The 21,315-nt window shown below is 67.3% G+C and carries 19 protein-coding genes and 1 pseudogene; 11 read left to right on the top strand and 9 right to left on the bottom strand.

What is annotated here, in order from left to right; all coding sequences use genetic code 11:
• Positions 1–79: 79 nt before the first annotated feature.
• Both C6P61_RS04230 and C6P61_RS04225 read left to right on the top strand, forming a co-directional pair.
• A complete protein-coding gene (locus C6P61_RS04230) occupies positions 80–2,392 on the top strand; it encodes an NADP-dependent malic enzyme (protein WP_105728701.1) in 2,313 nt (770 codons plus the stop codon).
• Positions 2,393–2,848: 456 nt separating this feature from the next.
• Positions 2,849–3,244 (top strand): annotated as a pseudogene (locus C6P61_RS04225) (barstar family protein); the annotation flags it as partial.
• A 267-nt stretch (positions 3,245–3,511) separates the two neighbouring features.
• Here C6P61_RS04225 and rsmA read toward each other — a convergent pair.
• The 3 genes from rsmA to C6P61_RS04210 are packed head-to-tail and all read right to left on the bottom strand — an operon-like array spanning position 3,512 to position 8,122.
• Entirely contained in the window at positions 3,512–4,297 is a 786-nt protein-coding gene (gene rsmA / locus C6P61_RS04220) for a 16S rRNA (adenine(1518)-N(6)/adenine(1519)-N(6))-dimethyltransferase RsmA (RefSeq protein ID WP_105728673.1), read from the bottom strand.
• Positions 4,294–5,688: a peptidylprolyl isomerase gene (locus C6P61_RS04215; RefSeq protein ID WP_105728672.1), complete on the bottom strand. Its 1,395-nt coding sequence runs from the start codon at positions 5,686–5,688 to the stop codon at positions 4,294–4,296. Before C6P61_RS04215 ends, rsmA begins: the two co-directional genes overlap by 4 nt.
• Positions 5,681–8,122, bottom strand: a complete 2,442-nt coding sequence (locus tag C6P61_RS04210) for an LPS-assembly protein LptD (RefSeq protein WP_105728671.1) — start codon at positions 8,120–8,122, stop codon at positions 5,681–5,683. The genes C6P61_RS04215 and C6P61_RS04210 overlap by 8 nt, the downstream gene beginning before the upstream one ends.
• 128 nt (positions 8,123–8,250) lie before the next feature.
• Between C6P61_RS04210 and C6P61_RS04205 the strand changes: the two genes are divergently transcribed.
• Both C6P61_RS04205 and C6P61_RS04200 read left to right on the top strand, forming a co-directional pair.
• Positions 8,251–9,360 (top strand): aminoglycoside phosphotransferase family protein, encoded by a 1,110-nt coding sequence (locus C6P61_RS04205; protein ID WP_105728670.1) that lies wholly within the window; start codon positions 8,251–8,253, stop codon positions 9,358–9,360.
• 11 nt (positions 9,361–9,371) lie between these two features.
• A complete protein-coding gene (locus C6P61_RS04200) occupies positions 9,372–10,106 on the top strand; it encodes a 16S rRNA (uracil(1498)-N(3))-methyltransferase (RefSeq protein ID WP_105728669.1) in 735 nt (244 codons plus the stop codon).
• Between the two features lie 33 nt (positions 10,107–10,139).
• Here C6P61_RS04200 and C6P61_RS04195 read toward each other — a convergent pair whose 3' ends face one another.
• The 4 genes from C6P61_RS04195 to C6P61_RS04180 form a co-directional block, all read right to left on the bottom strand.
• Positions 10,140–10,700 carry a YaeQ family protein gene (locus tag C6P61_RS04195; RefSeq protein ID WP_105728668.1) on the bottom strand — a complete coding sequence of 187 codons (561 nt, stop codon included), beginning with the start codon at positions 10,698–10,700 and terminating at the stop codon, positions 10,140–10,142.
• A gap of 10 nt (positions 10,701–10,710) precedes the next feature.
• On the bottom strand, positions 10,711–11,187 hold the full coding sequence (locus C6P61_RS04190; RefSeq protein WP_105728667.1) for an NUDIX hydrolase: 477 nt from the start codon (positions 11,185–11,187) through the stop codon (positions 10,711–10,713).
• 121 nt (positions 11,188–11,308) lie between these two features.
• Positions 11,309–11,824, bottom strand: a complete 516-nt coding sequence (locus tag C6P61_RS04185; RefSeq protein WP_105728666.1) for a porin family protein — start codon at positions 11,822–11,824, stop codon at positions 11,309–11,311.
• 137 nt (positions 11,825–11,961) lie between these two features.
• Entirely contained in the window at positions 11,962–13,374 is a 1,413-nt protein-coding gene (locus C6P61_RS04180) for an ATP-binding protein (RefSeq protein WP_105728665.1), read from the bottom strand.
• 120 nt (positions 13,375–13,494) lie between these two features.
• Between C6P61_RS04180 and C6P61_RS04175 the strand changes: the two genes are divergently transcribed.
• Both C6P61_RS04175 and C6P61_RS04170 read left to right on the top strand, forming a co-directional pair.
• Positions 13,495–15,213 carry an AMP-binding protein gene (locus C6P61_RS04175; protein WP_105728664.1) on the top strand — a complete coding sequence of 573 codons (1,719 nt, stop codon included), beginning with the start codon at positions 13,495–13,497 and terminating at the stop codon, positions 15,211–15,213.
• Between the two features lie 7 nt (positions 15,214–15,220).
• The gene (locus tag C6P61_RS04170) at positions 15,221–15,976 is read left to right on the top strand and encodes a 5'-methylthioadenosine/adenosylhomocysteine nucleosidase (protein ID WP_105728663.1); all 756 of its coding nucleotides are present in this window, start codon (positions 15,221–15,223) and stop codon (positions 15,974–15,976) included.
• A gap of 42 nt (positions 15,977–16,018) precedes the next feature.
• Here C6P61_RS04170 and corA read toward each other — a convergent pair whose 3' ends face one another.
• Positions 16,019–17,005, bottom strand: a complete 987-nt coding sequence (gene corA, locus C6P61_RS04165) for a magnesium/cobalt transporter CorA (RefSeq protein WP_105728662.1) — start codon at positions 17,003–17,005, stop codon at positions 16,019–16,021.
• A 393-nt stretch (positions 17,006–17,398) separates the two neighbouring features.
• On the opposite strand from corA, the gene hpf reads away from it, so the two are divergent.
• From hpf to hprK, 3 genes are all read left to right on the top strand, one after another.
• Positions 17,399–17,731, top strand: a complete 333-nt coding sequence (gene hpf / locus C6P61_RS04160) for a ribosome hibernation-promoting factor, HPF/YfiA family (RefSeq protein ID WP_105728661.1) — start codon at positions 17,399–17,401, stop codon at positions 17,729–17,731.
• A 130-nt stretch (positions 17,732–17,861) separates the two neighbouring features.
• Positions 17,862–18,332 (top strand): PTS sugar transporter subunit IIA, encoded by a 471-nt coding sequence (locus tag C6P61_RS04155; protein ID WP_105728660.1) that lies wholly within the window; start codon positions 17,862–17,864, stop codon positions 18,330–18,332.
• Positions 18,333–18,342: 10 nt separating this feature from the next.
• Positions 18,343–19,296 carry an HPr(Ser) kinase/phosphatase gene (gene hprK / locus C6P61_RS04150; RefSeq protein ID WP_105728659.1) on the top strand — a complete coding sequence of 318 codons (954 nt, stop codon included), beginning with the start codon at positions 18,343–18,345 and terminating at the stop codon, positions 19,294–19,296.
• A 10-nt stretch (positions 19,297–19,306) separates the two neighbouring features.
• Here hprK and fur read toward each other — a convergent pair whose 3' ends face one another.
• On the bottom strand, positions 19,307–19,744 hold the full coding sequence (fur, locus tag C6P61_RS04145; RefSeq protein WP_105728658.1) for a ferric iron uptake transcriptional regulator: 438 nt from the start codon (positions 19,742–19,744) through the stop codon (positions 19,307–19,309).
• Between the two features lie 154 nt (positions 19,745–19,898).
• Between fur and C6P61_RS04140 the strand changes: the two genes are divergently transcribed.
• Both C6P61_RS04140 and dapB read left to right on the top strand, forming a co-directional pair.
• Positions 19,899–20,468: an outer membrane protein assembly factor BamE gene (locus C6P61_RS04140; protein WP_202428120.1), complete on the top strand. Its 570-nt coding sequence runs from the start codon at positions 19,899–19,901 to the stop codon at positions 20,466–20,468.
• A gap of 6 nt (positions 20,469–20,474) precedes the next feature.
• On the top strand, positions 20,475–21,284 hold the full coding sequence (gene dapB, locus C6P61_RS04135; RefSeq protein WP_105728657.1) for a 4-hydroxy-tetrahydrodipicolinate reductase: 810 nt from the start codon (positions 20,475–20,477) through the stop codon (positions 21,282–21,284).
• Positions 21,285–21,315: the final 31 nt, after the last annotated feature.

Genomic DNA, 21,315 nt, shown 5'->3' with positions numbered 1-21,315 from the left:
CTCTCCAGCCCTGCAATAATGCGCGACGAAGCCCGCTGCACCATGTGGCGGCTTCTTTCACCTGATGGAGAAGACTGCCATGCCGCAACAGGAAGACAAGCGCGCCGAACTGCGTCGCGCCGCCCTTGAATATCACGAGTTCCCGACCCCGGGCAAGGTAGCGATCGCTGCCACCAAGCAGCTGACCAACCAGCGCGATCTGGCGCTGGCCTATTCGCCCGGCGTCGCGGCGCCCTGCGAGGAAATCGTCGCCGACCCCAACAACGCTTTCAAGTACACCAGCCGCGGCAACCTGGTCGGTGTCATCACCAACGGCACGGCAGTGCTCGGCCTGGGCGACATCGGCCCGCTGGCCGCCAAGCCGGTGATGGAGGGCAAGGGCGTGCTGTTCAAGAAGTTCGCCGGCATCGACGTGTTCGACATCGAGATCAACGAGAAGGACCCGGACAAGCTGATCGAGATCATCGCTGCGCTGGAACCGACCTTCGGTGGCATCAACCTTGAGGACATCAAGGCGCCCGAGTGCTTCTACATCGAGAAGAAGCTCAAGGAGCGCATGAAGATCCCGGTCTTCCACGACGACCAGCACGGCACGGCGATCGTGGTCGGCGCCGCGTTGCTCAACGGCATCAAGGTGGTCGGCAAGGACATCAAGAGCGTCAAGCTCGTGACCTCGGGTGCCGGCGCTGCCGCGCTGGCCTGCCTGGGCCTGATGGTCAAGCTCGGCCTGCCGCGCGAGAACATCTACGTCACCGACCTGGCCGGCGTGGTCTACCAGGGCCGCACCGAGCTGATGGATGCCGACAAGGAGCAGTACGCGCAGCCGACCGATGCGCGCACGCTGCGCGAGGTGATTGCCGGCGCCGACATCTTCCTCGGCCTGTCGGCTGGCGGCGTGCTCAAGCCCGACATGGTCGCCAGCATGGCCGAGCGCCCGCTGATCTTCGCGCTCGCCAACCCGAACCCCGAGATCCTGCCCGAGGAAGTCAAGGCGGTGCGTGACGACGCCATCATGGCGACCGGCCGCACCGACTACCCGAACCAGGTCAACAACGTCCTGTGCTTCCCCTACATCTTCCGTGGTGCGCTCGATGCCGGCGCCTCGACCATCACCGACGAGATGGAAGTGGCCGCGGTGCGTGCGATTGCCGAGCTGGCCCAGGCCGAGCAGAGCGATGTGGTGGCAGCCGCCTACTCGGGCGAGACGCTGGCCTTCGGCCCCGAATACCTGATCCCGAAGCCGTTCGACCCGCGCCTGATGATGAAGATCGCGCCGGCCGTGGCCCAGGCGGCGGTCGACAGCGGTGTCGCGCTGCGCCCGGTGCAGGACATGGATGCCTACCGCGACAAGCTGCAGAGCTTCGTGTTCGCGTCGGGCACCATGATGAAGCCGGTCTATGCGATCGCCAAGCAGGCGCTGCACAAGCGCATCGCCTACGCCGAGGGCGAGGAAGAGCGCGTGCTGCGCGCCTGCCAGGTGGTGGTCGACGAGGGCCTGGCGCGCCCGACCCTGATCGGTCGTCCGGCCATCATCGAGCAGCGGGTCGAGAAGTTCGGCCTGCGCCTGCGCGAAGGCCTGGACTATGACGTCGTCAACGTCGAGCAGGATGACCGCTACCGCGATTTCTGGCAGACCTACCACCAGCTGACGGCGCGCAAGGGCGTGACCGAGCAGCTGGCCAAGATCGAGATGCGCCGTCGCCTGTCGCTGATCGGCGCCATGCTGCTGCGCAAGGGCGATGTCGACGGCCTGATCTGCGGCACCTGGGGCACCAATCCGCTGCACCTGAACTACATCGACCAGGTGATCGGCAAGCGTGAAGGGGCGCATTGCTATGCCGCCATGAACGCGCTGATGCTGCCGGGCCGCGCGGTCTTCATCGTCGACACCCATGTCAACTACGACCCGAGCGCCGAGCAGCTGGCCGAGATCACGATGATGGCGGCACGCAAGATGCAGCGCTTCGGCATCACGCCCAAGGCCGCGCTGCTGTCGCACTCCAACTTCGGCAGCTCGGATCAGCCGTCGGCGGTCAAGATGCGCGAGACGCTGGCGCTGCTGCAGCAGCAGGCGCCCTGGCTCGAGGTCGACGGCGAGATGCACGGCGACGTGGCGCTCGACGCGCAGGCGCGCGCCGCCATCATGCCCGATAGCGGCCTGACCGGCGACGCCAACCTGCTGGTCTGCCCCAACATCGATGCCGCCAACATCGCCTACAACCTGCTCAAGACGGCAGCCGGTGGTGGCATTGCGATCGGCCCGATGCTGCTCGGCGTGGCCAAGCCGGCGCATATCCTGACCGCGAGCGCGACCGTGCGCCGCATCGTCAACATGACCGCGTTGACCGTGGCCGAGGCCAATCTCGGTTCGCGCGCCGTTCAGCCGACCTGAGCCCTCGCTGGCTCGCCGGACCCTGGTGGGGCGCCATGTTGCGCCGCACCAGGGTTCTTGCTTTTTGGGGCGGTATCAGGCACACTTACGGCCTTGGATTTCAGGGTTAACCCCCACGGTTGTCGTAGGCGTTTAGGCTTGGCGCGACAGGGGTTGGATGTCCGAAAAACCGTCCTGGCAGCCTTGGATATCCGGTCCCGGTCCGGTGGTCCGGTTTGCGCAAGCAGATGAGCCGCGCCAGGCAGGGCATGGTGACACGACAGCCCGATTGAAATATACCGCATTGAAGCGCGGTGTCGCCGCGAGTCCTGCACCGAACGGGTGCCGTGCCGCGACATCGCCATCCGACGGCCTGAAGCCAGTAATTACACCTCCGGTCACTGCACTGGGCTTGTTCAAGCTCGCGCAGTGAACAGCGGAATCATCGACAACACTGAATTGGAAAGAGACGTGGGGATGGACCAGCCACTTCGTAATGTTCGCAGCAACATCGTTCAATCGATACGGGCTTTCACGGTCAAGGACCTGCAGGAGGCAGCCGAGCAACTCGGTCATCACTTCCTCTACGCCAACCTGGCGACTGCCACCAACAAGCAAGACGTGCTCGACCTGATCGCCCAGCAGTACACGCTGCCCGCGACCTTCGGCAAGAACTTCGATGCCCTCTACGACTGCATGACCGACGTCGTGCACAAGTCGGGCCAGCAGACCGGCTTCATCGTCGTGCTCGAGCATATCCCGACCAGCCCGAAGTTCGACAAGGAAGCGCGCGAGCTGCTGCTCGACATCTTCCGCGACATCGCCGACTACTGGAACGACCGCAAGGTGCCGTTCCGCTGCTTCTACAGCTTCTCGGTGGCGCGCGCGACCAAGGGCGCCGAACTCGGCGCCAGCGACGAGCCGACCCTGACCGACAAGCTGGTCGACGTCAGCCCGCAGGCGCTGCGCATGAGCAGCCCGTTCAACGCCGGCTACTGGCTCAGCGCGGCCTGAGTCCTGGCGGGCCGCCAGGGGCTGGTGTCCCGGCTGGTCCGCTACCCGACCTGGCCAGCAGAAAGGCCCGCACCAGCGGGCCTTTCTTGCGTCTGGCGGGCCGAAAAGGCCTGGCCGAGGTCCGGATCAGCGGGTCTGGCCGGCTTCGGCTTCGCAGGCCTGGGCCAGCGCGACGTACTCGGCCACCGGCACCTCCTCGGCGCGGCGCTGCAGGTCGAACTGGCCGGCAAAGCCGCGTGCCTCGAGCCAGCGGCCCAGGCTGTGGCGCAGCAGCTTGCGCCGCATCGAGAACGCGACCTGCACCAGCTCCTCGAGCAGCTTGGCATCAAGCAGCGGCGGCTTGGCCAGCGGCACCATGCGCACGATCGCGCTGTCGACGCGCGGCGGCGGATCGAAGCTCTCGGGCGGCACGAACAGCACATTGGCCATCTCGTAGCGCCACTGCAGCATCACGCTGAGGCGGCTGTAGTCGGCGGTGCAGGGCCGGCCCACCATCCGGTCGATCACTTCCTTTTGCAGCATGAAATGCTGGTCCTGCACCACGTCGGCAACGCCGAGCAGATGGAACAGGATCGGGGTCGAGATGTTGTAGGGCAGGTTGCCGACCACCCGCATCGGTTCCGGCCGGCTGGCGGCCAGCGCGCGGAAGTCGACCTTCAGCACGTCGGACTCGATCACGGTCAGCTGCGGATGGGCGCGCAGTCGCACCGCGAGGTCGCGGTCGAGCTCGACCACGGTCAGCTGGCCCAGGCGTTCGACCAGCGGCTGGGTCAGCGCGGCGAGGCCGGGGCCGATCTCGACCACGAACTGGCCCGGCTTGGGCGCGATCTCGTCGACGATGGCTTCGATGATGGACTGGTCGGACAGGAAATGCTGGCCGAAGCGCTTGCGCGCCTTGTGGGGTGCGTTCACTGGGGAGGCTCGCGGTATTCAATGTAAGCCTGGGCGCGCAGCTCGCGCGCCCAGGTCTCGTAGGCTTGTTCGGCCTTCTGTTCACGCAGCAGGTTGCGTACCCATTCGCGCTGCTCGCGCGCGCTCAATGGCACCTGGCGCCGTTCCTGGACCTGGATCAGGTGCACGCCAAAGCGCGAGACCAGCGGTTCGGACAGCTGGCCCGGCGCGAGCCGGCTCATGACCTGCTCGAACTCGGGCACGAACATGCCGGGGTTGGCCCAGCCGAGCTCGCCGCCGGCACTGGCCGAGCTGTCCTGGCTGTACTGGCGCGCCAGTTCCTCGAAGCGGGCCGATCCGTTGCCGATGCGCTGGCGCATCTCCTGCAGGCGTGCGATCGCCGCTTCCTGGCTCAGCTGGGCACCCGGGCGCAGCAGGATATGGCGGGCTCGGGTCTGGGTGTAGCTGGCATCGGCCAGGCCGGCATTACGCTTCTCGACCAGCTTGAGCAGATGGAAGCCGGCGCCGCTGCGCACGACCTCGGCGATCTGGCCGGTCTGCAGCGAGCGCACGGCGTCGACGAACAAGGTCGGGTAGCGCTCGGCGCTGCGCAAGCCGAGCTGACCGCCGTTGGCCTTGTCGGGCGCTTCGGAAAACTCGCGCACCAGTGCCGTGAAGTCGGCGCCGGAGCGGGCGCGCTGCGCCAGTTGCTCGGCGCGCTGACGCAGGCGTTCGACCGTCGCGGCATCGGCGCCCTCGGGCACCCGGATCAGCAGCTGGGCCAGGTTGAGCTCGGCCAGCTCGGCGCTCTGGTGTTCGGCCAGATAGGCGTCGATCTCCTGCTCGCCGATCCTGATCCGGCTGTCGACTTCGCGCTCGCGCACGCGCTGCAGCAGCAGTTCGTGGCGCAGGTTGGCGCGCAGGCTCTCGCTGTCTTCGCCCATGGCCTTGAGGCGTGCGCGCAGCTGCTCGACGTTGAGGCCGTTCTGGCGCGCGATGTTCTCCTCGGCCTGGACCAGCGCGGCCTCGTCGATCTTGAGCCCCAGCTCGGCCGCCGCTTGCAATTGCACCCGCTCGAGGATCAGCCGTTCCGTGAGCTGGCGCAGCAGTTCGGCGCGTGGCGGCAGCTGGGTCCCGGCCGGCGTCTGCAGGCGGGCCAGCCGCGCCAGCACCTCGTGGCTGGTGACCGGCTCCGAGTTGACCAGGACCACGACATGATTGGCCGGCAGTTCTTGCACGGCGGGTGCGGCAGTGGTCGGCATGGCTGTTGCGGGTAGGCCAGCGCTGGCCGTGGCCGGTTTGGCGGCGGCCGCCGCCGGACGCGAGCTCGCCTTGGAGGGCTTCAGGGCCTGTGCCGAGGCCAGGCCGCCGGACAGCAGCAGCGCGCTGGCCAGTACAAGGGATTTATTCATAACGCTCGAACCGGCTGGGCGGATTGATTTCTTCACGCAGGGATTGATAGCGGGGCACATTGTTGCGCAAGGATTGCAGCGGGCTGGAGCCGATGCGGGTGAAACCGGAGAACTCGAGCTGGAACATGATGCGCTGGTTGGAGCCCGTCTGGCTGTTCTGCAGCCGCTCCAGCACGACCCGGCCGATCCAGCAGCAGGCATCGTATTCCAAGCCGACCAGCAGATCGACGATCTTGTTCTCGGGCAGGCTGTAATTGATGCGGCCGACGCTGTACCACTGGTTCGGACCCAGGCCGCGGCCCGCCACGCTGTCCGGCGCCGGGCCGAACAGCGCCTGCAGCGGCCATTGCCAGCCCAGGTCGAGCTGGCGGCTGCTCTCGACCGCCGTCTGTTGCTTGACCCGGTAGGCGGTGCTCAGCACCCGGTAGGGGCCGGGCATGTAGCGCAGGCTCAGCGTGTTGCGGGTCGAGTCGCCGCTCTCGGGGTTGTATTGCAGGCTGCTGTCGAGCGACCATTGCGGTGTCCATTGCACGCGCGCGCCCAGCAGCAGATCGGTCAGGCCGGCCGACATCACGCTTTCCCCCGGCAGCGCGACGCGCTGCTCGCGGAAACGGTAGCGCTGCGCCACGCCCAGGCTCACGAGCTCGGCGCCGTTCTCGGGATGGAGCAGGCGGGTCGTCGCGCCCAGCGTCAGCGCATCGAGGTCGGCGATGCGGTCGTTGCCGGCATAGGGGTTGGACAGGTAGATGGTGCTGAGGTTGAAGTCGTAGGGCGCCGTATCGAAGCTCGGCAGATAGCCCTGCTCGCGGTAAGGGGTGCGCGAGTAGTAGAGCCTGGGTTCGAGCGTCTGCAGCAGGTCGCGGCCGAAGTAGCGCGCCTCGCGTTCGAAGAACAGGCCGCTGTCCAGGCTCAGGGTCGGTACGGCCAGGCCCTGGTTGGACTGGCCGTTGCCGAGCGCCTGGTCGAACTGGTACTGGCGCAGATGCATCTGCAAGCCGGGCTTGACGAACCAGCCCGGCGCCTGCCAAGTCTTGCCGAGCTGGGCCACCGCCATGGCCCGCTGGCCGTCCAGCACCGTGGCGGTCTGGCCGTTGCCGATCTGGACCTTGCGGTCGGTGGCGAACTGGGTCAGCTCGGTCTGCAGCGAGCCTTGCCAGCCCGGGTTGCCCGCCAGGCTGAACGGTGCCGGTGCCAGCCGGGCCGCCAGCGAGGGCACGCGGTCATAGGGCGCGAGGATCTGGGCGGCCGGCGCCGGGTCCTGCAGCGTCTGCCAGCTGTAGCTGCCGGCCGAGAACGACCAGTCGCCGCTGCCCCAGGACAGCACGGCCTCGCTCGGCAGCAGGCGCTGCGTCAGCACCTTGCTCGACTGCGGGAAGTCGCGCCAGTAGTTGGCGTCGCTGACCTGGTTCAGGTTCAGCCGCAGGCCCATGTTGTCGACGCCGGTCAGCCCGTACAGCCGCTGCCGGTGCTGGAGCGAAGCATTCCAGCGATCGGCCGAACGCAGCTTGTCGTCCGACATGTAGGCGCCGCGCCACTCGCCGCTGTAGTCGCGCTCCAGATAGCGGAACTCGCCACCCAGGTCGAGGCCGCGCTTGCTCATCAGCGTCGGCGTCAGCGTGGCATCGCGCTCGGGCGCGAGGTTGAGGTAGTAGGGCAGCGAGATCTCGATGCCGCTTTGGGTGCCGATGTTGAAGCTCGGCGGCAGCAGCCCCGAGCGCCGCTTGTCGGACAGCGGAAACTGCAGATAGGGCGCCGCCAGCACCGGCACACCCTTGAAGTGCAGCACGCCCTGATGCGCGGTCCCGGTATCGGTCGCGCTGTCGAAATCCATCCGGCTGGCCGACACCCACCAGTCGGGGTCCCAGGGGCCCGAGTCCGGACGGGCGCAGGTCGAGTAGATCACCTGCTCGGCACTCGAGCGGTCCGGCCCCAGGAAGTCGAGCCGGCTCGCCTCGCCCTGGCCGCCGTTCTTGAGCAGCGTGAAGCGCGGCTGCAGGAAATAGCCCTCGTTGCTGTCGAGCTTGAGCTGCAGCTCGGGGCCTTCGTAGACATTGCCGAGCCGGTTGATGCGGACCCCGCCGCTGGCGCGCACGGTGTCGTCGGCCACGTTGTGTTCGATCTGCCCGGCCTTGAGCACCATCTCGTGACGCCGCAGTTCGGCATGGCCCTCGACCCGGGTCCGGACATCGGTCTGGCCCTCGATCTGGTCGCCGAACAGGAAGGTCGGACCCGCCTGCCTGGAGTCACCGCTCAGGCGCTCCTGCAATTGCAGGCTCGGCTGCAAGACCAGCCCGGGCTCGGCGCCACTGGACTGCGCAGCTGCCGGGCCCAGCAGTGCGCTGCCGGCCGCAAGCAGGAAGACGCTGCGCAAGGCCGCGCTGACAGGGCGCAGTCGGAGTCGCAGCGGGGCGTCGGTGTTGGGCTCGGAGGGCACGGATTGATGAGGGCTTTGTGAGGCGCGGGCGCGCCGTTCGTAGAATAGCTGGGCAATTATCCACGAGGCCCGCGCCGCGGGTCGCTGCTGCAGGCCAGATCCTGTGGTGCGCCAGACTCAGCTTATACATGTCACAAGTCCCTTCCGCCAACTCGTCCTCCATTGCCTGGGCCGACCCGCAGCGCCAGTCCGCCTTCGAGGCCTGGCTGGGCCAGGCGGCCGCCGAGCACGGCCTGCTGCCCGCCAGCCTGCGCCTGGCCTCGGCCGACGCGAGCTTTCGCCGCTATTTCCGCATCGATTCGGCTGCCGGCGGCACGTGCGTGATCATGGACGCTCCGCCCACGCAGGAAAACTGCCGCCCCTTCGTCCAGGTCGCCGCCTTGCTGCGCCAGGCTGGCGTGCGCGTGCCCGCCGTGCTGGCCTGGGACGAGGCGCACGGCTTCATGCTGCTCGACGACCTCGGCGACCAGACCCTGCTGACCGCGCTCGACCCGCAGCAGCCGGACGCCGCCTTGCCTTATTTCAAGGATGCGACCACGGCCCTGCTGGACCTGCAGCGCCTCGCGCGCCCGGACTGGCTGCCGGCCTACGATAGCGCGCTGCTGCAGCGCGAGTTGCAGCTGTTCCCCGACTGGTACCTGGCGCAGCACAAGGGAATCGCGATCGACGACGCGATGCGCGCGACGCTGGACAAGACCTTCGCGCTGGTGGTCGAGCGCAACCTGGCCGCACCCCAGGTGCTGGTGCACCGCGACTTCATGCCGCGCAACCTGATGCTGCCGCGCGCGGGCTTCGATGCGGCCGATCCGGCGCGCCGCCTCGGCGTGCTCGACTTCCAGGACGCGGTCTGGGGTCCGATCACCTATGACATCGCCTGCCTGACGCGCGACGCCTTCCTGAGCTGGGAGGAGGATTTCGTGCTCGACATCACGATCCGTTACTGGGAACGCGCGCGCAAGGCCGGCCTGCTCGACTTCGACGGCTGGAGCGAGGATTTCGGTGCCTTCTACCGCGCGGTCGAGTGGATGGCGTTGCAGCGCCACCTCAAGGTGGCCGGCATCTTTGCGCGCCTGACGCTGCGCGACGGCAAGCCCCAGTACCTGGCTGATACGCCTCGTTTCATCCACTACATCCGCAGCACGGCCTTGCGCTACCGCGAGCTCGGTCCCCTGCTGCGCCTGATCGACAAGGTCGAGGGCTGGGAAGTCGCGACCGGTTTCGCCTACGGTCGCGTCTGAAAGGCCCCGCCATGCCGCGCATCTACCAGCCCCAGGCCCTGCAGGCCGGCCTGCAGTTCGAACTCACGCCCGAAGGCGCCCGCCATGTCCAGGTGCTGCGGCTGCAGCCCGGCGACGGCATCACGCTGTTCGGCGACCCGGTCGCGGGCGGCGAGTGGGACGCCACCGTGCGCAAGATGGGCCGCAGCAGTGTCGAGGTCGAGGTCGGCGCCCACCAGGCGCTCGAGCGCGAGCCGGCGCGCGCCGTCCATCTGGCGGTCGGCATGCCGGCCAACGACCGCATGGACTGGCTGGTCGAGAAGGCGACCGAGCTCGGCGTCGCCAGCATCCAGCCGCTGATGACCGAGCGCAGCGTGTTGCGCTTGAAGGGCGAGCGCGCCGACAAGAAGCAGTCCCATTGGCAGGCAGTCGCGGTCGCGGCCTGCGAGCAATGCGGTGGCAACCGCGTGCCGCTGATCCATCCGGTGCGTACGCTCGACGACTGGCTGCGCCAGCCAAGCCCTGAGGGCCTGCTGTGCGGCGTGCTGTCGCTGGCGCCGGGCTCCAGGCCGCTGCTGCAGGTCGCCGCTACCGATCCGGCCGCGCCGCTGCTGCTGGTGCATGGCCCCGAGGGCGGCCTGTCGCCGCAGGAGGAGCAGGCCCTGCTGGCGCAGGGCTACGCGCCGGTCACGCTGGGGCCGCGCGTGCTGCGCGCCGAGACCGCGGCGATCGCCGCGCTGGCCGCGATCGCGCTGGCTGGCGCTTGAGTCTCTGCCAGGCTCAGCGCCTGGCTTGGTGACTCACTTCCAGCGCGTCGCTTCCAGGCTCACGCTGCCCTTGTCGCTGCTGAGCGTCAGCACCTGGTCGTGGATGGTGGCCTGCAGCTGCATGCTGCGCTCGGCCAGCCCTTCGAGTTCCTGTGCCGCCTCGGTCGGCAGGCGCCAGACCTGCAGCTTGTCGAGCCGGCTCAACTTGCCCTCGATGCCCTTCCACCAGACGTCGGCCTGGTGCGCGTAGACATAGAGCCGCACTGCGTCGGCCTGGCTGCAGGCCTTCAGCAGCGGCTTGTCCTCGGGCTGGCCGACCTCGATCCAGAGCCGCTTGCGGCCGGTGAAGTCGGTCAGGTGCACGTCCGGGTCGGTCACGTCGGACAGGCCGGCGCCAAACGCCAGTGTGCCGTCGCCGCCGCAGGTATCCTGCAGCTCGTGCGCGTTGAGCGCCAGCGCGACGAGACGCACCATCATGCGCTGGTCGGTCTCGCTCGGATGGCGCGCCAGCGTCAGGCTGTGGTCGGCGTAGTAGTTGTGGTCGATGTCGGCGATCTGCAGGTTCGCCTTGAAGATGGTGGACTTGATGGCCATCGGGTTTCCTTTATGCGGTGACCGACGGATCGGTGTGGATCAGCTCGAGCGGATAGCGGCGCCCGGCCAGGTGGTCCTCGATGCATTGCAGCACCAGCGGGCTGCGCAGGCGCTCGCGGCTGGCGCGCAGCTCGTCGGGCGTCAGCCAGAGCGTGCGCAGGATGCCGGTATCGAGTTGGGCGCCAGGTACCGGCTCGCCGAGCTGGCCGCAGAAGGCGAAGCGCATATAGGTCACGTCGCCGGCATCGCCCGGCAGCACCGAGCGCGACAGGTAGATGCCGACCAGCGCCTCGGGCTCGAAGCGGTGCGTGGTTTCCTCCAGCGTCTCGCGCCGGCAGCCCTGGACCGGGCTTTCGCCGGGATCGAGGTGGCCGGCCGGATTGTTCAGCCGCAGGCCCTCGGGGGTCTGCTCTTCGACCAGCAGGTAGCGGCCGTCGCGCTCGATGATCGCGGCCACCGTGACGCTGGGTTTCCATCTTGTGTTCATGCCGCGATTATCGCCAGCGCGCGGCGGGCGCCAGTCTGGCGCTGCCGGTAGCGCCAAAAACGAACCCGGCCAGCAGCCGGGTTGTCATCAATCCAGGGCCGGTCAAGGCCGCTGGTCGATATCAGAACTTCATGCCGACGCCGATCGTGATGCCGTCACCCTTGATGTTGTCCTTGTCGTAGAAGCGCAGGTAATTGGCGCTGACATAGCTGTTGCGGTCGAAATAGTAGTTGCCGCCCAGCCCGTAAGCCCAGTCACCGTCGGTGTCGGTCAGCGAGCGATAGCCCGGGGCCGAGGCCTTGAGCTTGCTCTCCACATAGCCGAGGCGGCCGAACAGTTCGAAGTTCGGGCTCAGCATGATGCGGGGCTTGGCGAACAGGCCATAGCTGTGTTCGAGCTCGACCTTGGCGCCGCCGATCTTGTCGTCCTGGACGCCGAAGGCCAGCATGCCCTCCACGGCAAGGTTCTCGTGCACGCCGTAACCGATGGTACCGCTCAGCGCCCCCAGATCGACACTGCTGCCGGCGCCTTCGACATCGAGGGCCGAGTAGCCAAGCTCGCCGTACAGCTGGGCTTGCGCACCTGCAGCGGCCAAGGCCAGGGCGGCGATCGCGGCGGTCTTGATAACGAATTTCATAATCTCCCCTTCAGCGTGTGACGAAAAGGGCAGTCTACCCCCGAGGTGCTGGGTGCCATGTATTCATTTGTATCATTGTTGTTCCAGGGCAACAACTAGCTGATGGCGGCGCGCTGCCACCGGACGATGTGCTGGTTTCAGTGGCCCAGCCAGTGCCGCAGCTTGTCCAGCAGCACCTGGGCCGTGATCGGCTTGGAGATGTAGTCGTCCATGCCGGCCGCCAGGCATTTCTCGCGATCGCCAATGATCGCGCCCGCCGTCATCGCGATGATCGGATGGTGCTTGTCCCGGCGTTTGCTTTCCTGCTTGCGGATCAGGCGCGTGGCCTCGAAGCCGTCCATCACCGGCATCTGCACATCCATCAGCACGGCGTCGAAGGCCAGCGCGGTCATCAGCCGGACGGCTTCGGCGCCGTTCTCGGCCAGCGTGACCTGAAAGCCGTGGCGCGTCAGCAGCCAGGTCGCGAGCTTCTGGTTGGCCGGATGGTCCTCGACCAGCAGCACCCGGCTGGCGCGCGCGCGCCGCTCGGGCTGGTTGGGCGGCGGGCCGCTGGACGGACGCGGCTCGGGCAGCGTCTCGCGCCGGCAGGGCAGCGTGAAGTAGAAGCGGCTGCCCAGTCCGGGTTCGCTCGTGAAGCCGATATGGCCGCCCATCAGCTCGATCAGATGGCGCGATATGCTCAGGCCCAGGCCGGTGCCGCCGAAGCGGCGCGCGGTCGAGGCGCTTTCCTGCGCATAGGGATTGAAGACCTGGTCCTGCTGTTCGTGCGCGATGCCGACGCCGGTATCGGTCACGACGAACCTGAGCAGTTCGTTGCCGTCCCCATCGCCGCTGACGCTGATATCGAGTTCCACGCAACCCTGGTGGGTGAACTTGAGCGCGTTCGAGAGCAGGTTGAGCAGCACCTGGCGCAGCCGGGACGGGTCACCCAGCACGACAGCGGGCACGTCGGGTGCCAGCGCGCAATGCAGCGCCAGTCCCTTCTCGCGCGCCTGCTGCGCCACCAGGCCAACGGCGTCGTCCACCATCGCCTTCAGCGCGAACGGCAGGCGCTCGATCGTGAACTTGCCAGCCTCGATCTTGGACAGATCCAGGATGTCGTTGATGATGGCCAGCAGCGCATCGGCAGAACTCTTGACAATGCTCAGGTATTCGCGCTGCTGCGGGTCGACCGTGGTCTCGAGTGCGAGCGCCGTCATGCCCAGGATGCCGTTCATCGGCGTGCGGATCTCGTGGCTCATATTGGCCAGGAACTCGCTCTTGCGCCGGTTGGCCGTCTCGGCGATCGCGTGCGCGCGCTCGAGCTCGAGCCGCTCAAGCTCGCAGGCACGCGCCTGTCGAGCGATGCTGGCGGCCAGCTGCAGCAGCTCATCGTCGGCCGCACCGCCAGCTGCCGGACCGGGCGGCACCATGTCGGCCTGCTGCGCCAGAGCCTCGCGCAGACAGGCGATGGCCTGCGCACGCACAGCGGGCCAACGCGCCGCATCGAGAGGCATTGCGATGGCATCGGCCGCCACAGGGGCGGGAGTGGGTGGCAGGTGCTGGCTCATGTGTATTTATCAATTGTACTGGGGTGCAAATCAATCGCACTCGAGCCCTTCCCGACGCAATAATGGACCGCCGACCAGCCTGCCAGGCTGGGCCCCGTCCGCAGATGATCCGGAGACGACATGGCCATCACCGCAGCAGATCGCCCCTGGCTGGGCCATTATCCGCCCGGCATGCCCGCCGCCATTGACACCAGCCAGTACCGTTCACTGGTCGAACTGCTCGAGACCAGCTTCAGCCAGTATGCCGGTCGCAAGGCCTGCAGCTTCATGGGATGTGATTTCAGCTATGCCGAACTCGACCATCGCTCGCGCGAGCTGGCGGCCTGCTTCCAGTGCCTGGGTCTGCGCCGCGGTGAGCGGATCGCGGTCATGCTGCCCAATATCCCGCAGTATCCGGTCACGGTCGCGGCCATCCTGCGCGCCGGCTGCGTGGTCGTCAACGTCAACCCGCTCTATACGCCGCGCGAGCTCGAACATCAGCTCAATGACTCGGGCGCCAGCGCCATCGTCGTGCTCGAGAACTTCGCTGCCACGCTGCAGGCCTGCCTGGCGCGTACCGGGCTGCGGCAGGTCCTGCTCTGCGCCATGGGCGACATGCTCGGGCTATTCAAGGGGGCGCTGGTCAACCATGTGGTGCGGCGCGTGCGCCGGCTGGTGCCGGCCTACGCGCTGCCGCAGGCGCTGCGCTTCAATACCGCGCTGGCCTGTGGCCGCGGGGTCAAGCTGATCCGGCCAGCGCTTGGGCCCGACGACCCGGCGCTGCTGCAATACACCGGCGGCACCACCGGTATCGCCAAGGGCGCGCTGCTGCTGCACCGCAATCTGATCGCCAACGTGCTGCAGTCCGAGGCCTGGAATGCTCCGGCATTGCGCCGGCTGGCGCCCGGCGAGCCGGTCTGCTATGCCTGTGCCCTGCCGCTGCACCATATCTTTGCCTTCACGGTGTCGATGATGCTGTGCCTGCGCAACGGTGGCCAGTTCGTGCTGATCCCGAATCCGCGCGATCTGCCGGCCACGATCCAGGAACTGGCGCGGCACCGCATCCATATCTTTCCGGCCGTCAACACCCTGTTCAAGGCCTTGCTGGCCCACCCCGATTTCGACCGGGTCGACTGGAGCCATCTGCTGGTTTCGGTCGGCGGCGGCATGGCGGTGCAGCCCGAGGTCGCGCAGCGCTGGCTGGAACGCACCGGCAGCCCGATTTGCGAGGGCTATGGTCTGTCCGAGGCCAGCCCTTCGGTCAGCTGCAATCCGGTGCTCGGTGGCGAGTTCGACGGCTCGATCGGCATGCCGCTGCCGGGCACCGAGATGATGTGCGTCGACGAGGCCGGCGCCGAGGTCGCCTCGGGCCGGCCCGGCGAGATCGCGATCCGCGGCCCGCAGCTGATGGTGGGCTACTGGCAACAGCCCGAGGAGACCGCCCAGGCTATGCTGCCGCGTGGCTGGTTTCGCACCGGCGACATCGGCGTCATGGATGAACGCGGCTATTTTTGGCTGGTCGACCGCAGGAAGGACCTGATCCTGGTCAGCGGCTTCAAGGTCTATCCGAGCGAGGTCGAGGCCGTCGTGGCCGAGTTGCCCGGGGTGCTCGAGTGCGCCGCCGTGGGCATGCCTGACCCCCATTCCGGCGAGGCGGTCAAGCTCTGGGTCGTCAGGCGCGATTTGCAGCTCGACGAACGCCAGATCCGCGACCATTGCCGCACGCGACTGACCGGCTACAAGCGGCCACGCCGGATCGAATTCTGCTCCGAGCTGCCGAAGAATCCGATCGGCAAGGTGCTGCGGCGCCGGCTGCGCGACGCCGACTCGTGCCAGCCTGGGGCTGGCCAGGCGCAATAATCGCGCCATGGGACAGACTATCGCGATCATCAGTGCCTTGCACGAGGAACAGGCCGGCCTGCTGGCGCTCATGCCCGGGCAGCGGCCCGAGCGCCTGGGCGGACGCGAGTTCTGGCGCGGCCAGCTGCAGGGTCACGAGGTGATCGCGGTGCTGTCGGGCATCGGCAAGGTGGCAGCGGCCACCACCACGGCGGTGCTGATGGAACGCTTCCAGCCGCAGCAGGTCATCTTCACCGGCGTGGCGGGTGGCATCGCCAGCGGGGTGGCGGTCGGCGACATCGTGGTCGGCAGCAGCTACCTGCAGCATGACATGGACGCCTCGCCGCTGTTTCCGCGCCACGAGCTGCCGGGCTACGGCCGCTCCCGCCTGCCGGCCGACCCGCGCCTGCTGGCGCTGATGCAGCAGGCGGCCGAAGAGGCCATCGCCTGGCTGCCGCGCCAGCTCGGCCCTGCCACCCGCACCGCCTTCAGCCTGCACTCGCCGCGCGTGCACAGCGGCAAGATCGTCACCGGCGACCGCTTCGTCGCCACCGCAGCCGAGAGCCGCGCGCTGCGCAGCGAACTCGGCGCGGCGCTGGCAGTCGACATGGAGAGCGCGGCCGTGGCCCAGGTCTGCCACGACTACGGCGTGCCGTTCTGCGCCGTCCGCACGATCTCGGACCGGGCCGACGACCAGGCCCATGTCGACTTTCCGGCCTTCCTGCAGCAGGTCGCACGCCATTACAGCGGCCGCATGCTGGAGACGGCGCTCAACCTGCTGTGAGTCGCCGCCTGGACCGGGCTTGCGGGCTGCAGCCCGCCCGGCTCACTTGAGCCAGCCGCGCTTGCGGAAGTAGAGCATCGGGCCGACCGCGGACGCGACCATCAGGCACAGCGCAGCCGGATAGCCCCAGGTCTGGCTCAGCTCGGGCATGTACTGGAAGTTCATGCCGTAGATGCTGGCGATCAGCGTCGGTGGCAGCAGCGCCACGCTGGCGACCGAGAAGATCTTGATGATCTTGTTCTGGTTGATGTTGATGAAGCCGACCGTCGCGTCCATCAGGAAGTTGATCTTGTCGAACAGGAAGGCGGTGTGGCTGTCGAGCGAGTCGAGGTCGCGCAGGATCTGGCGCGCGTCCTCGAACTGCTCGGCGCCGAGCATGCGGGTGCGCATCATGAAGCTGACCGCGCGTCGGGTATCCATCACGTTGCGCCGGATCCGGCCCGCCATGTCCTGGTGACGCGCGATCGCGGCCAGCACCTCGCCGGCCATGTTGTCGGTCACGTCGCCGGCCAGCACCTGGCGGCTGACCTCGTCGAGTTCGTCGTAGATGTCCTCGACCGTGTCGGCGCAGTATTCGGCGTCGGTGTCGAACAGGCTCAGCAGCACGTCCTTGGCGTCGGCGATCAGGCCCGGCATGCGACGCGCGCGCAGCCGCAGCAGGCGGAACACCGGCACATCCTCGTCGTGGATCGAGAACAACACGCCGTGGCTGTTGAGTTCGGTGTTCTGCTGGTTCAGGATGAAGGCCACCCGCACCGAGCGCGGCTTGTCCTCGTCATCGATCAGGAAGTCGGAGCGGATGTGCAACTCGCCGTTGTCTTCCTCGAAGAAGCGCGCCGACTCCTCGATGTCCTCGTCCATCGCGTCTTCGGGAATCGAGAGTCCGAAATGCTGGCGCACCCAGCGCCGTTCTTCGGGCGTGGGTGATTCGAGATCAACCCAGATCGGCTTGAAGCGGGTCAGTTCCTCAAGGGATTCGATTTCTTCCTGGAACAGGCGGCCGTTGGCCAGGGTGAAGACGTTGAGCATGGGCGGGCTCCCGTGACAAGTTGGGGGGCGAACAGGGTTCGCGAGGGCGGTGAGGTGCTTTCAGCCGCCAGCCCGGCCCCCTAGCCAGCCCGAGCCGGTGTCAGGAGCGCAGCGCCGGCACTGAAAGCATGCGACTGGGGCTGCTTTCCATGGTGGTTTCCGGAGGTGAGTTCAACTCGGATTATGGCATTGGAGCCGGCGCTTTTTTGCCCTGGGCCGGGATGGCGCGAACGTCGATCGGGCGACTGCGACGGTGCCGAATTTGACGATCGAAAAATCGGACAAACCCGCTTGCCAGGCACGACCGAAGGGGGCATAGTGGAGACGGAAATCGAGATTTCCGCCGTTGTCCGAACACAGCGGCATGGTCAATCCGAGCATAGGAGGCTCTCTATGAACCTGACGATCAGCGGTCATCACCTCGAAGTCACGCCTGCCCTGCGCAGCTACGTCGCTGAAAAACTCGATCGCATCACCCGGCATTTCGATCAGGTTGTCGATATCAAGGTTTTGCTCTCGGTGGACAAGCTCACCGAGAAGGATCTGCGCCAGAAGGCAGAGTGCAACATCCACGTCAAGGGCAAGGACATCTTTGCCGAAAGCGCGCATGCCGACCTCTACGCGGCAGTCGACGAACTCGCCGACAAGCTCGACCGCCAGGTCCTGCGCCACAAGGACAAGCTTCAGGAGCACCACCACGACAGCGCCAAGCGCACCCTGCAGTGAGCCCTGAGCCCGCTGTGGCACAATGCCTGTAGCGCAAAAAGCCGCTTGACGCCTCAAGCGGCTTTTTCGTTTTTCCGCGTCAGCTTGATGTGGTTAGGCATAATTTGCGCTCCCATCCCGAGGCTGTCACATGAACCGACTCTCCGTCATATTGCCTGCTGACCAAGTTCTGGTGGCCGTTGATGCCACCAGCAAGAAACGCGCGTTCGAGGAAGCAGGCCTGTTGTTCGAAACCCTGCATGGCCTCAACCGGGCGCTGGTCACCGACAGCCTGTTCGCCCGCGAACGTCTGGGCTCGACCGGCCTGGGCCACGGCGTGGCCATTCCGCACGGTCGCATCAAGGGCCTCAAGCAGCCGCTGGCTGCGGTGTTCCAGCTCGCGCAGCCGATCGGCTTCGACGCGCCTGACGAGTCGCCGGTCGGACTGCTGATCTTCCTGCTGGTGCCCGAGGCTTCGACCCAGAAGCATCTCGAGATCCTGTCCGAGATCGCCGAGCTGCTCAGCGACGGCGTGCTGCGCGAGCGCATGAAGGGCAGCACCGATGCCGCCGATCTGCACCGGATGATTGCCGCCTGGCAGTCGGCCCACAGCGCCGCCTGAGGCCCGTGCCATGAAACCCAAGCTCATCAGCGCCGACGCGCTGTTCGAGGACCACCGCGAGAGCCTGGGCTGGCAGTGGCTGGCCGGCCAGAGCGCGTCCGAGCGTCGCTTCGACGAACTCGCGATCCAGCAGGCGCGCTCGAGTGCCGACCTGGTCGGTCACCTGAACTACATCCACCCCTACCGCATCCAGGTGCTGGGCGAGCGCGAGGTGCGCTACCTGATCCACTCGGGTCAGGACGACTGCCGGCGCCGGGTCTCGCGCATCGTCACGCTCGAGCCGCCGGTGCTGGTGGTGGCCGACGACCAGCCGGCGCCCGACGCGCTGGTCTCGATGTGCGAGCGCGCGCATATTCCGCTGTTCTCGACCCGCGGCTCGTCGGCCCATGTGATCGACGTGCTGCGCGCCTATCTGGCGCGGCATTTCGCCGAGCGCGCCACGCTGCACGGCGTCTTCATGGACATCCTGAGCATCGGCGTACTGATCACCGGCGAGTCCGGCCTCGGCAAGAGCGAGCTCGGCCTCGAGCTGATCTCGCGCGGCAACGGCCTGGTGGCCGACGATGCGGTCGATCTGTTCCGGATCAACCAGAACACGATCGAGGGCCGCTGCCCCGAATTGCTGCAGAACCTGCTCGAGGTGCGCGGCATCGGCCTGCTCGACATCAAGCAGATCTTTGGCGAGACCGCCGTGCGGCGCAAGATGCGGCTCAAGCTGATCGTGCACCTGGTGCGCAAGGAGACGATGGAGCGCGACTACGAGCGCATGCCGTCCGAGCCGCTGTACCAGGATGTGCTGGGCGTGCCGGTGCGCAAGGCCGTGATCCAGGTCGTGGCCGGGCGCAACATCGCGGTGCTGGTCGAGGCTGCCGTGCGCAACACCATCCTGCAGCTGCGCGGCATCGACACCTATGCCGAGTTCACGCAGCGCCAGCGCGAGGCCATGGAGCGCGGCCCGCGCTGAAGCTGCTGCTTCAGCGCTTGGTGCGCGCGCGGTGCTCGCAGTCGGGCTTGCTGCAGCTGGCGTAGAGCGACAGGGCGTGCTCCTGCAGCGTGAAACCGCGCTCCTGCGCGATCTGGTGCTGGCGCCGCTCGATCTCGGGGTCGTAGAACTCCTCGACCCGGCCGCAGTCCAGGCAGACCAGATGGTCGTGGTGCTGACCTTCGTTGAGCTCGTAGACCGCCTTGCCCGACTCGAAGCTGCTGCGCGTCAGCAGGCCGGCCTGCTCGAACTGCATCAGCACCCGGTAGACGGTGGCCAGGCCGATGTCCGAGCGGCTTTCGAGCAGGACGCGGAACACGTCCTCGGCCGTCATGTGGCGTTGGCGGCTGTTCTGGAACACGTCCAGGATCTTGAGCCTGGGCAGGGTGGCTTTGAGTCCGGTGTTCTTGAGTTCTTCGATGTTGGACATGGCTGACTGGCTGGCTGGGGTCCGTCGCGGACCCGGGCCCGGCGGGGCCCAAGCCGGGCACGGCTGGGTCGCGCCCCAAGGGCTACAATGCCTCGGATCATATCGCCATGCGCTCCAGCCTGCGCAGGGTTTCACCTTTGACCGCAGAGACATGATGTTCATCCCCTCCCCGCTGCGCATCCGCACCTTTGGTGCAACCCTGCTCGCCGCCTCGGCGCTGCTGGCGCTGTCCGCCTGCTCCAGTGTGGGCAAGGTCGGCGAGGCAGTCGGCTCGCTCGGTGGTGTGCTGACGCCTTATCAGAGCGATGTACTGCAGGGCAATGTCGTGACGCGCGAACAGGTCCAGGCCTTGCAGATCGGCATGCCGCGCGAGCAGGTGCGCAGCATCCTGGGCACCCCCCTGCTGACCAGTGCCTTCCATGCCGACCGCTGGGACTATGTGTTCGGCTTCCGGCGTCAGGGTCAGCCGCCCCAGCAGCGCAAGGTGACGGTGTTCTTCAAGCGCGAGGCGCTCGAGCGCGTGCAGGCCGACGACCTGCCGTCCGAGCAGGAGTTCGTCTCCTCGCTCGACGTGCGGCGCAAGGGCGCCAAGGTGCCGCCGCTGGTGGCGACCGAGGCCGAGCTCAAGGCCTTCGCGACCAAGAACCGCCAGCCGGCCGAGCCCGAAAAAACCGCTCCCGCCGCCGCGCCTGCGGCGAGCTACCCGCCCCTCGAATCCCGTTAATCCGCCATGAGCAATTCCCTTCACCGCGTCTGCATCGCAGGCGCCAGCGGCCGCATGGGCCGCACGCTGATCGAAGCCGTCCAGGAAGCCGATGACTGCACCCTCGGTGCCGCGCTCGACCGCGCCGGCAGCCCGGCACTGGGCCTGGACGCCAGCGGCTTCATGGGCCAGGCCAGCGGCGTGGCGATTGCGTCCGACCTCGACGCGATGGCCGGCAGCCAGTATCTGATCGACTTCACCCGCCCCGAGGGCACGATGGAGCATCTGCGTGCCTGCGTCCGGCATGGCGTCAAGCTGATCATCGGCACCACCGGCTTTTCCGACGAGCAGAAGGCCGAGATCGCCGAGGCGGCCAAGAGCATCGCGATCGTGATGGCACCGAACATGAGCGTCGGCGTCAACGTCACGCTGAAACTGCTTGAGATGGCCGCCAAGGCGCTCTCGACCGGCTACGACATCGAGATCATCGAGGCGCACCACCGCCACAAGGTCGACGCGCCGAGCGGCACCGCGCTCAAGATGGGCGAGGTGATCGCCGACGCGCTGGGCCGCGACCTCAAGGACTGCGCGGTCTACGAGCGCTACGGCCACACCGGCGAGCGCGACCCGTCGAGCATCGGCTTTGCGACCGTGCGCGGTGGCGACATCGTCGGCGACCACACCGTGCTGTTCGCCGGCATTGGCGACCGGATCGAGATCACGCACAAGTCGAGCAGCCGCGCCACCTATGCCCAGGGCAGCCTGCGCGCCGCCCGCTTCCTGGCCGACAAGCCCAACGGCCTGTACGACATGTTCGACGTGCTCAGCCTGCGCTGACATAAGCCCCGGCAGTTCCCCAGGCTGCAGA

The organism is Malikia spinosa (assembly GCF_002980625.1).
Lineage (GTDB): Bacteria > Pseudomonadota > Gammaproteobacteria > Burkholderiales > Burkholderiaceae_C > Malikia > Malikia spinosa.
This window is presented reverse-complemented; position numbering and strand designations above follow the sequence as displayed.

Coding starts and splice junctions, on each gene's coding strand:
- C6P61_RS04230 (WP_105728701.1), top strand. CDS start 80: ATGCCGCAACAGGAAGACAAGCGCGCCGAACTGCGTCGCGCCGCCCTT.
- C6P61_RS04215 (WP_105728672.1), bottom strand. CDS start 5,688: ATGAATAAATCCCTTGTACTGGCCAGCGCGCTGCTGCTGTCCGGCGGC.
- C6P61_RS04205 (WP_105728670.1), top strand. CDS start 8,251: ATGTCACAAGTCCCTTCCGCCAACTCGTCCTCCATTGCCTGGGCCGAC.
- C6P61_RS04200 (WP_105728669.1), top strand. CDS start 9,372: ATGCCGCGCATCTACCAGCCCCAGGCCCTGCAGGCCGGCCTGCAGTTC.
- C6P61_RS04195 (WP_105728668.1), bottom strand. CDS start 10,700: ATGGCCATCAAGTCCACCATCTTCAAGGCGAACCTGCAGATCGCCGAC.
- C6P61_RS04190 (WP_105728667.1), bottom strand. CDS start 11,187: ATGAACACAAGATGGAAACCCAGCGTCACGGTGGCCGCGATCATCGAG.
- C6P61_RS04185 (WP_105728666.1), bottom strand. CDS start 11,824: ATGAAATTCGTTATCAAGACCGCCGCGATCGCCGCCCTGGCCTTGGCC.
- C6P61_RS04180 (WP_105728665.1), bottom strand. CDS start 13,374: ATGAGCCAGCACCTGCCACCCACTCCCGCCCCTGTGGCGGCCGATGCC.
- C6P61_RS04175 (WP_105728664.1), top strand. CDS start 13,495: ATGGCCATCACCGCAGCAGATCGCCCCTGGCTGGGCCATTATCCGCCC.
- C6P61_RS04170 (WP_105728663.1), top strand. CDS start 15,221: ATGGGACAGACTATCGCGATCATCAGTGCCTTGCACGAGGAACAGGCC.
- corA (WP_105728662.1), bottom strand. CDS start 17,005: ATGCTCAACGTCTTCACCCTGGCCAACGGCCGCCTGTTCCAGGAAGAA.
- hpf (WP_105728661.1), top strand. CDS start 17,399: ATGAACCTGACGATCAGCGGTCATCACCTCGAAGTCACGCCTGCCCTG.
- C6P61_RS04155 (WP_105728660.1), top strand. CDS start 17,862: ATGAACCGACTCTCCGTCATATTGCCTGCTGACCAAGTTCTGGTGGCC.
- hprK (WP_105728659.1), top strand. CDS start 18,343: ATGAAACCCAAGCTCATCAGCGCCGACGCGCTGTTCGAGGACCACCGC.
- fur (WP_105728658.1), bottom strand. CDS start 19,744: ATGTCCAACATCGAAGAACTCAAGAACACCGGACTCAAAGCCACCCTG.
- C6P61_RS04140 (WP_202428120.1), top strand. CDS start 19,899: ATGTTCATCCCCTCCCCGCTGCGCATCCGCACCTTTGGTGCAACCCTG.
- dapB (WP_105728657.1), top strand. CDS start 20,475: ATGAGCAATTCCCTTCACCGCGTCTGCATCGCAGGCGCCAGCGGCCGC.